The following is an 8,300-nucleotide window of genomic DNA, read 5'->3' on the forward strand; positions in this document are numbered from 1 at the left end:
TCTTCCAACCCAGATGCTTGTACGCAGGGGTCTTGACGACTTTCCACTCCGATGGCAGCGTGAGAAACACCTCGCTGAAATACTCAGTGCCCTGATTAATTGACGAGATGGGGCTTCACGGATGGACAAGGTGGTCGCCACGGCCCTTGAGGCGGTGGCCGATGTACCGGACGGCGCGTCCCTCGCGGTCGGCGGGTTCGGGCTGAGCGGTGTGCCGAACGTGCTGATCCAGGCACTGTACGAGCGCGGGGTCGGCGCTCTCTCGGTCGTCTCCAACAACTGCGGGGCGATGGAGACCGGGCTCGCGGTGCTGCTGGCCGCGGGGCGGATCGCCCGGGTGACCGGCTCCTACATCGGCGCCAACAAGGAGTTCGCCCGCCAGTACCTGGCCGGCGAGCTGGAGCTGGAGCTGATCCCGCAGGGCACCCTGGCCGAGCGGCTGCGCGCGGGCGGCGCCGGCATCCCCGCCTTCTACACCCCGGCCGGGGTCGGGACCCAGGTCGCAGAGGGCGGACTGCCCTGGCGCTACGACGGACAGGGCGGCGTGGCGCTCGCCTCGCCGCCGAAGGAGGTGCGGGAGTTCGACGGCGTCCAGTACGTCCTGGAGCGCGCCATCCGCACCGACTTCGCGCTGGTCAGGGCGGCCAAGGGCGACCGGCACGGGAATCTCGTGTTCAACAAGTCCGCCCGGAACTTCAACCCTCTCGCCGCGATGGCCGGCAAGGTCACCATCGCCGAGGTGGAGGAGCTGGTCGAGCCCGGTGAGCTCGACCCGGACGCCGTGCACCTGCCGGGCGTCTTCGTACAGCGCGTCGTGGCGCTGACCCCTCAGCAGGCGGCGGACAAGCGGATCGAGCAGCGGACGGTGAGCAGCTGATGGCCTGGACACGCGAGGAGATGGCCGCACGGGCGGCGCGGGAGCTGCGGGACGGGCAGTACGTCAACCTCGGCATCGGCCTGCCGACGCTGATCCCGAACCATCTGCCGCCGGGTGTCGAGGTGGTCCTGGAGTCGGAGAACGGGATCCTGGGCACCGGGCCGTACCCGGCCGAGGACCGGGTCGACCCGGATCTGATCAACGCCGGCAAGGAGACCGTCACCGTCCTGCCGGGCGCGTCCTTCTTCGACTCGGCGCTGTCCTTCGCGATGATCCGCGGCGGGCACATCGACGTGGCCGTGCTCGGCGCGATGCAGGTCTCCGCCGGCGGCGACCTGGCCAACTGGGCGGTGCCCGGCAAGCTGGTCACCGGGATCGGCGGCGCGATGGACCTGGTGCACGGTGCCCGGCAGGTGATCGTGGTGATGACGCACACCGCGAAGGACGGTTCACCGAAGATCATGGAGCAGTGCACGCTGCCGCTCACGGGCAAGGCGTGTGTGAACCGGATCATCACGGATCTGGCGGTGCTGGACGTCACGGAGGAGGGGCTCGTCCTGGCGGAGACCGCGCCGGGCGTCTCCGTCGAAGACGTCGTCACCAGGACCGACGCGGAGATGAGGATCGGGGAGAACGTGCTGTGAATCCTGTGTACATCGTCGACGCCGTCCGCACCCCCTTCGGCCGCTACAACGGCGCCCTGGCCTCCGTCCGCCCGGACGACCTCGCCGCCCACACCCTCCGCGCGCTCCTCGACCGCACCCCGGACCTGGACCCGGCCCGGATCCAGGACGTCTACCTCGGCAACGCCAACGGCGCCGGCGAGGAGAACCGCAACGTGGCCCGCATGGCCGCGCTGCTCGCCGGTCTGCCCACCTCCGTGCCGGGCGTGACCGTCAACCGGCTGTGCGCCTCCGGCCTGGAGGCGGTGATCCAGGCGGCCCGCGCCATCGCCGTCGGCGACGCGCACATCGCGCTCGCCGGCGGCGTGGAGTCCATGACCCGCGCCCCCTACGTACTACCCAAGTCCGACCGGCCCTTCCCGGCGGGACACGCGGAGCTGTACTCCACCACGCTCGGCTGGCGCATGGTCAACCCGAGGATGGACCCGCAGTGGACCATCGCGCTGGGCGAGAGTGCGGAGCTGATCGCCGACAAGCACAAGATCAGCCGCGAGCAGCAGGACGAGTTCGCCCTCGCCTCCCACCGCAAGGCCACGGTCGCCGGCGAACAGGGCCTGTTCGACGTCGAGTCGGCTCCCGTGCCCGTCCCACAGCGCAAGGGCGAGCCGGTCGCCTTCGCGGCCGACGAGTGCGTACGGCCGGACGCCTCGCTCGCCGCGATGGCCAGGCTCAAGCCGTCGTTCCGCAGCGTGGGAGGCACCGTCACCGCGGGCAACGCCTCTCCGCTCAACGACGGCGCCGCCGCCCTGCTCCTGGCCGACGAGGAAGGTCTGAAAGCGACCGGCCGTGAGCCCCTGGCCCGCATCTCGGCGACCGGCGTCAGCGCGACCGACCCGCACTACTTCGGGCTCGCCCCGGTCGAGGCCGTCCACCGCGCACTCGCCAAGGCGGGCAAGGGGTTCGACGACCTTTCCGTCCTCGAACTGAACGAGGCGTTCGCCGCCCAGGTGCTCGGATGCCTGGCCGAGTGGCCCGAGTTCGACCCGGCGGTCCTCAATCCCCAGGGCGGGGCCATCGCGCTCGGCCATCCGCTCGGCGCCTCCGGCGCCCGGCTCGCCGGCACGGTCGCCCACCAGCTCGCCCGCCGCGGCTCCGGCACCGGCGTGGCCACCCTCTGCATCGGCGTGGGCCAGGGCCTCGCCCTCGTACTGGACCGCTGAGGACCTCGTCCCCGCACGCCAAGGAAGCGTCAGGTATCCCCATGCCTCTCACCCAAGCCGACATCGACCTCGAAATCGCCGCCGAGCGCGCCGCGTACGAAAAGCGCGTCGCCGACGGCGCCCCCGTCGAGCACCACCCCCGCCGCGACTACGCCCCCTACCGTTCCTCCGTCCTGCGCCACCCGAAGCAGCCGCTGGTCGCCATCGACACGGGCAAGGACCCGGAGCTGGTGGAGCTGCACTCCCCCGCCTTCGGGGAACGCGACATCACCGGCATCGACAACGACCTCACCCGGCAGCACGCCGGGGAGCCGATCGGCGAGCGGATCACCGTCTCCGGGCGGCTGCTGGACCGCGCCGGACGCCCGGTGCGCGGCCAGCTGATCGAGATCTGGCAGGCCAACTCGGCCGGCCGCTACGCCCACCAGCGTGAACAGCACGACGCCCCGCTCGACCCGAACTTCACCGGCGTCGGCCGCACCCTCACCGACACCGAGGGCCGCTACCACTTCACGACCATCCAGCCCGGCCCCTACCCGTGGCGCAACCACGTGAACGCCTGGCGCCCGGCCCACATCCACTTCTCGGTGTTCGGCACGGCGTTCACGCAGCGGCTGGTGACCCAGATGTACTTCCCGAACGACCCGCTCTTCCCGTACGACCCGATCCTGCAGTCGGTGACGGACGACGCGGCCCGGCAGCGGCTCGTCGCCACCTACGACCACGGCCTGTCGGTGCCGGAGTTCTCGCTCGGCTACCACTGGGACATCGTGCTCGACGGCCCGGCCGCCACCTGGATCGAGGAAGGACGCTGACCGCCATGACGAAGATCGACACGAGCAGCCCCGACCAGGTGTTCCCCACCCCGTCCCACACGGTCGGCCCCTTCTACGGCTACGCGCTGCCCTTCCGCGGCGGCGAGGACATCGCACCGCTCGGCCACCCGGACACGATCACCGTCCATGGGTACGTCACCGACGGCGAGGGCAACCCGCTGCCGGACGCACTCGTGGAACTGTGGGGGCCCCGGCCCGACGGCACGGTCCCGCAGGCCGACGGCTCCATCCGGCGCGATCCGGCGACCGGCGGGTATCTCGGCCGCAACGGCGTGGAGTTCACCGGTTGGGGCCGCATCCAGACGGACGCCGACGGCCACTGGTACGCCCGTACGCTCCGGCCCGGCGCCCGCGGGAACAACGCGCCGTACCTCAGCGTGTGCGTCTTCGCGCGCGGCCTCCTCGTGCACCTGTACACCCGGATCTACCTCCCGGGCGACGAGGCCGCGCTCGCCGCCGACCCGCTGCTCACCCAGGTGGGCGAGCGGCGTGGCACGCTGATCGCCGGGGACGAGGGCCGGGGCGCCTACCGTTTCGACATCCGCCTTCAGGGCGAAGGCGAGACGGTCTTCCTGGAGTACCAGTGACAGCTGATCACACGAGCGACACCGGCCTGCTCGCCCCCGGGTGGGCCGGTTCCCCGGCGGCGGACGCGACGAGCGACACCGCCTTCCTGCACGCCCTGCTCGACGCCGAGACGGCCCTCACCCGTGCCCAGGCGGCGCTGGGCCTCGCCCCCGCCGAGGCCGCCGACGCGGTGACCGGGGCGGCCGACCCCGCGCGCTTCGACATCCGCTCCCTCGCCGGGCGCGCCCGGGCCGGCGGCAATCCGGTCATCCCGCTCGTCGCCGACCTCACCGCCGCGGTGGGCGAGCCGTACGGGCCGTACGTCCACCGGGGCGCCACCAGCCAGGACATCCTGGACACCGCCGCCATGCTGGTCGCCGTACGCACGCTAGACCTGGTCCTCGACGGCCTCACCCGCGCCGAGCGCGCGCTCGCGAGGCTCGCCGCCGGCCACCGGGACACCCCGATGCCGGGGCGCACGCTCACCCAGCACGCGGTGCCGACGACATTCGGCCTGAAGGCGGCCGGATGGCGCTCACTTGTCCTGGACGCCCGCGACCGCGTCTCGCACGTACGGCACACCCTGCCGGTCCAACTCGGCGGCGCCGCCGGAACGCTGGCGGCCTTCCAGGCGTACGGCACCCAGGACCCGACCGCGCTGACCGAGGCGTACGCCCGTGAACTGGGCCTGACCGCACCGCCGTTGCCCTGGCACACGCTGCGCACCCCCGTCGCCGACCTGGCCGGCTGCCTGGCCTTCACCACGGGTGCGCTGGGCAAGCTCGGCGAGGACGTGCTGACCCTGTCGCGGACGGAGATCGGCGAGGTGGCCGAGGGCAGCGGCGGCGGTTCGTCGGCCATGCCGCACAAGGCCAACCCCGTGCGCGCCACCCTCCTCGCGGCCGCCGCCCGCCGCGCCCCGCAGCTCGCGGCCACGCTGTACGGCTCACTCGCCGCCGGGGACGAACGGCCGGCCGGGGCCTGGCACGCCGAGTGGGAGCCGCTGCGCGATCTGCTCCGGCTGGCCGGCGGCGCGGCCCGGGACGCGGCCGGCCTCGCCGAGGGCCTGCGCGTGAACGCCGAAGCGATGCGCCGCGATCTGGACCTCACCGGGGGCCTGATCGTCTCCGAGCGGCTGACCGCCGCGCTGGCACCCCGGCTCGGCCGTGCCCGGGCGAAGGAACTGCTCACCACAGTCGCCCGCCGCACCCACACCGAGCAGCGTCCGCTCGCCGAACTCCTCGGCGAGGAGCCAGAGTTGAAGGATCTCGACCTGGCCGGCCTCACCGACCCCACGCACTACACCGGCTTCGCCGGTGCCCTCACCGACCGTGCCCTGGAGCGAAGTTGACCGTGAAACTCCTCAACCACCGGGCGGACGGCCCGGATTCCGCTCCCCCGCTGCTGCTCGGGCCGTCGCTGGGCACCTCGTACGCCCTGTGGGACGCCGTCGCGCCCGAGCTCTCCGCCGGCCACCGGGTGGTGCGCTGGGACCTGCCCGGGCACGGCGGCTCGGCGGCGGACCTGATCGGGCCGGGCGCGACCGTCGGCGACCTCGCGGCGCTGGTGCTGGACCTCGCCGACGCACTCGGCATCAACCGCTTCGGCTACGCCGGGGTGTCCCTCGGCGGCGCCGTCGGCCTCCATCTGGCCGTGCACCACCCCGACCGGCTGACCTCGCTGGCGGTCCTGTGCTCCTCCGCCCACTTCGGCGGCGGCGCGGCCTGGCAGGAACGGGCCGAGCGGGTGCGGCGCGAGGGTCTGGAGTGGCTGGTGGAGAGCGCCGACGCGCGCTGGTTCACCCCCGGGTTCACCGTGCCGCGCCTGGTCCGGGACCACCGGGAGGCCGACCCGGAGGCGTACGCCGCCTGCTGCGACGCGCTCGCCGCGTTCGATCTGCGCGACCGGCTCGGCGAGATCGCCGTACCGACCCTGCTGGTGGCGGGCCGACAGGACCCGGCGACACCGCCGGCGCATCTGCGGGAGATCGCCGACGCGGTGCCCGGCTCGACGCTGGTGGAGCTGCCCGGGGCCTCACACCTCGCGCCCGCGCAGTGTCCACGGGCCGTGCTGGCCGCGCTGCGCACCCAGCTCGACGGGCCGCCGGCCGGCGGGATGGGGGTGCGCCGCGAGGTACTGGGCGACGCGCACGTGGACCGGGCGCAGGCCCGGCAGACCCCGTTCACCGCCCGCTTCCAGGACTTCATCTCCCGCTACGCCTGGGGCGAGATCTGGACCGACCCGACGCTGTCCCGGCGCGAACGCAGCATGATCACGCTGACCGCGCTGGTCGCGCACGGCCACTACGACGAACTGGCCATGCACGTCCGCGCGGCGCGCCGCAACGGGCTGACGCCCGAGGAGATCGGCGCGGTGCTACTGCAGACCGCCGTGTACTGCGGGGTGCCGGCCGCCAACTCCGCATTCGCGACGGCCCAGCGGGTGCTCGCCGAACTCGCCGAGGAGGAGGGCACAGACTGAGGGTGACCCTGCTGGTCGTACCTTCGACAGCACCCCTCTGACGGCGGCGGCACGTGCCTAGGCTGGCAGCATGTCGACTGTTCTCATCACCGGTGCCACCTCCGGACTCGGCCGCTACGTCGCCTTCGAGCTGGTCCGCTCCGGCCATGTCGTCCTCGCCCACGGCCGCGACCAGGCACGCACCGAGCACCTGGTCGCCGAGCTGCGCACCGAGGGGGCGGCCGAGGGGTTCGTCGCCGACCTGGCCCGCCTCGCCGAGGTCCGCGAGCTGGGCGCCCGGGTCGCCGAGGCCCACCCGGAGCTGGATGTGCTGATCAACAACGCGGGGGTGGGCGGCGGCACCCCCGGTTCCGGACGAGATCTCAGCGCCGACGGACACGAACTGCGCCTCGCCGTCAACTACTTGGCCCCGGTCGCCCTCACTCGCTCCCTGCTGCCGGCCCTGCGGGAGAACACACCGGCCCGGATCGTCAACGTCGGCTCGGCCGGCCAGGAACCCCTCGACTTCGCCGACCCCGAACTCACCCGCGGCTACAGCGGACTGTCCGCGTACTGCCGCAGCAAGTTCGCCCTCGCCGCGCACACCTTCACCCTCGCCGAGGAACTGGCGGACACCGGGGTGGCGGTGAACGTCCTGCACCCGGCCACCTTCATGGACACGGCGATGGTCCGCGAGAGCGCCGTCACCCCGTGGCACACCGTCGCCGACGGGGCGCCGGGCGTCCTGGCGCTGGCCACGGAAGAGCGGGGCAGCGGAGGCTACTTCGACGGCACCCGGCGGGCGCGGGCGCACGAGGGGACGTACGACCCGCAGGTCCGCAGGCGGCTGACGGCGGTGACGGACCAGCTGCTCGCGGTGTGACGTCTTCTCAGCGAAGCCCCCGCCCTGTCTCCAGCACCTCCCTCGCCTGGGCCACCAGGCCCTCCGCCCCGCACGCCCGGGCGAGGTCGAGGCCGCGGCCCAGTTCTGCGACGGAGCGGGCGGCGATGCCGTACTCGACGCGGGCCGCCGCGTGTTCGTACTGGCAGGGCGAGGCCTCCAGGTAGGTGACGGCCTGGGCGGCGAGCTGGACCGCGCGGCTGCCGGTCTCCAGGGCGGCGGCACAGCGCAGGGCCTCGCCGATCGCGGTGTCCGTGCCGAACCGCTCGGCCTGCCGGCGGGCGTCGGCCGCGAGCTGGGCGGCCCGCGGCGGGTCCTGCGCGGCGAGCGCCTTGGCGAGGTCTATCGACCAGGGCGCGAGCACGGGGTTGTGACCGCCGCGCGAGGCGGCCGTCTTCTCGGCGGCCTCCAGCTCGTTGATGCCGTCCTCGACGCGGCCGACGGCGAGCAGCAGCCGACCGCGCACGGAGCGGATGTCGGGCAGCACGATCGTGGACGGGTACGGGGGTGCGAAGCCGTACTGTTCGGCGATCGACCAGGCCTCCTGGATCCGGCCGCGGGCCAGCAGCGTGTCGACCAGTCCGCAGGTGGCCGACCAGTACAACGGCAGGCCGCGGCCCACCCGTTCGGCGAGGACCAAGGCCTCGCGCAGGGTGGACTCGGCGTCGCGCAGGCGGCCCTGTCTGCGGTAGGCGAGGCCGAGGAAGGCGTTGGCGAGCGAGAGGTGACCGCCGCGCCAGCCGGCGGTGGTGTAGGCGCGCAGGGCCTCGGCGAACAGGCTCTCGGCGCGGTCGAGCCGGTCGGCGTAGGCGTAGG

Annotated in this window: 8 protein-coding genes and 1 pseudogene; 8 read left to right on the forward strand and 1 reads right to left on the reverse strand. The window is 73.3% G+C overall.

Translation table 11 applies throughout. From position 1 onward, the window contains the following. The first annotated feature begins 121 nt into the window (after window positions 1-121). From LE548_RS04135 to LE548_RS04170, 8 genes are all read left to right on the forward strand, one after another. Window positions 122-877 carry a CoA transferase subunit A gene (locus LE548_RS04135; protein ID WP_225095224.1) on the forward strand — a complete coding sequence of 252 codons (756 nt, stop codon included), beginning with the start codon at window positions 122-124 and terminating at the stop codon, window positions 875-877. Next, window positions 877-1,521, forward strand: a complete 645-nt coding sequence (locus tag LE548_RS04140) for a CoA transferase subunit B (RefSeq protein ID WP_225095225.1) — start codon at window positions 877-879, stop codon at window positions 1,519-1,521. Before LE548_RS04135 ends, LE548_RS04140 begins: the two co-directional genes overlap by 1 nt. Continuing rightward, the gene (locus LE548_RS04145) at window positions 1,518-2,720 is read left to right on the forward strand and encodes an acetyl-CoA C-acyltransferase (RefSeq protein WP_225095226.1); all 1,203 of its coding nucleotides are present in this window, start codon (window positions 1,518-1,520) and stop codon (window positions 2,718-2,720) included. Before LE548_RS04140 ends, LE548_RS04145 begins: the two co-directional genes overlap by 4 nt. A gap of 41 nt (window positions 2,721-2,761) precedes the next feature. After that, complete coding sequence (pcaH, locus tag LE548_RS04150; protein ID WP_225095227.1) at window positions 2,762-3,535, forward strand: protocatechuate 3,4-dioxygenase subunit beta; 774 nt, start codon at window positions 2,762-2,764, stop codon at window positions 3,533-3,535. Window positions 3,536-3,540: 5 nt separating this feature from the next. After that, a complete protein-coding gene (gene pcaG / locus LE548_RS04155) occupies window positions 3,541-4,143 on the forward strand; it encodes a protocatechuate 3,4-dioxygenase subunit alpha (protein ID WP_225095228.1) in 603 nt (200 codons plus the stop codon). Continuing rightward, entirely contained in the window at window positions 4,140-5,474 is a 1,335-nt protein-coding gene (gene pcaB / locus LE548_RS04160; protein WP_225095229.1) for a 3-carboxy-cis,cis-muconate cycloisomerase, read from the forward strand. Before pcaG ends, pcaB begins: the two co-directional genes overlap by 4 nt. Further along, window positions 5,471-6,604 (forward strand): 3-oxoadipate enol-lactonase, encoded by a 1,134-nt coding sequence (gene pcaD, locus LE548_RS04165; RefSeq protein WP_225095230.1) that lies wholly within the window; start codon window positions 5,471-5,473, stop codon window positions 6,602-6,604. Before pcaB ends, pcaD begins: the two co-directional genes overlap by 4 nt. A gap of 70 nt (window positions 6,605-6,674) precedes the next feature. Then, window positions 6,675-7,466, forward strand: coding sequence for an SDR family NAD(P)-dependent oxidoreductase (locus tag LE548_RS04170; protein ID WP_225095231.1), 792 nt, complete (start codon window positions 6,675-6,677; stop codon window positions 7,464-7,466). Window positions 7,467-7,473: 7 nt separating this feature from the next. On the opposite strand, the pseudogene LE548_RS04175 reads toward LE548_RS04170, so the two are convergent. Further along, window positions 7,474-8,300 (reverse strand): annotated as a pseudogene (locus LE548_RS04175) (tetratricopeptide repeat protein); the annotation flags it as partial.

The sequence above is a fragment of the Streptomyces sp. CoH27 genome (assembly GCF_020181035.1).
GTDB classification, from domain to species: domain Bacteria; phylum Actinomycetota; class Actinomycetes; order Streptomycetales; family Streptomycetaceae; genus Streptomyces; species Streptomyces camelliae.

What these genes read in the sequence shown, in the direction of transcription:
- LE548_RS04135 (WP_225095224.1), top strand. Translation starts at nt 122, where the DNA reads ATGGACAAGGTGGTCGCCACGGCCCTTGAGGCGGTGGCCGATGTACCG.
- pcaG (WP_225095228.1), top strand. Translation starts at nt 3,541, where the DNA reads ATGACGAAGATCGACACGAGCAGCCCCGACCAGGTGTTCCCCACCCCG.
- LE548_RS04140 (WP_225095225.1), top strand. Translation starts at nt 877, where the DNA reads ATGGCCTGGACACGCGAGGAGATGGCCGCACGGGCGGCGCGGGAGCTG.
- LE548_RS04170 (WP_225095231.1), top strand. Translation starts at nt 6,675, where the DNA reads ATGTCGACTGTTCTCATCACCGGTGCCACCTCCGGACTCGGCCGCTAC.
- pcaH (WP_225095227.1), top strand. Translation starts at nt 2,762, where the DNA reads ATGCCTCTCACCCAAGCCGACATCGACCTCGAAATCGCCGCCGAGCGC.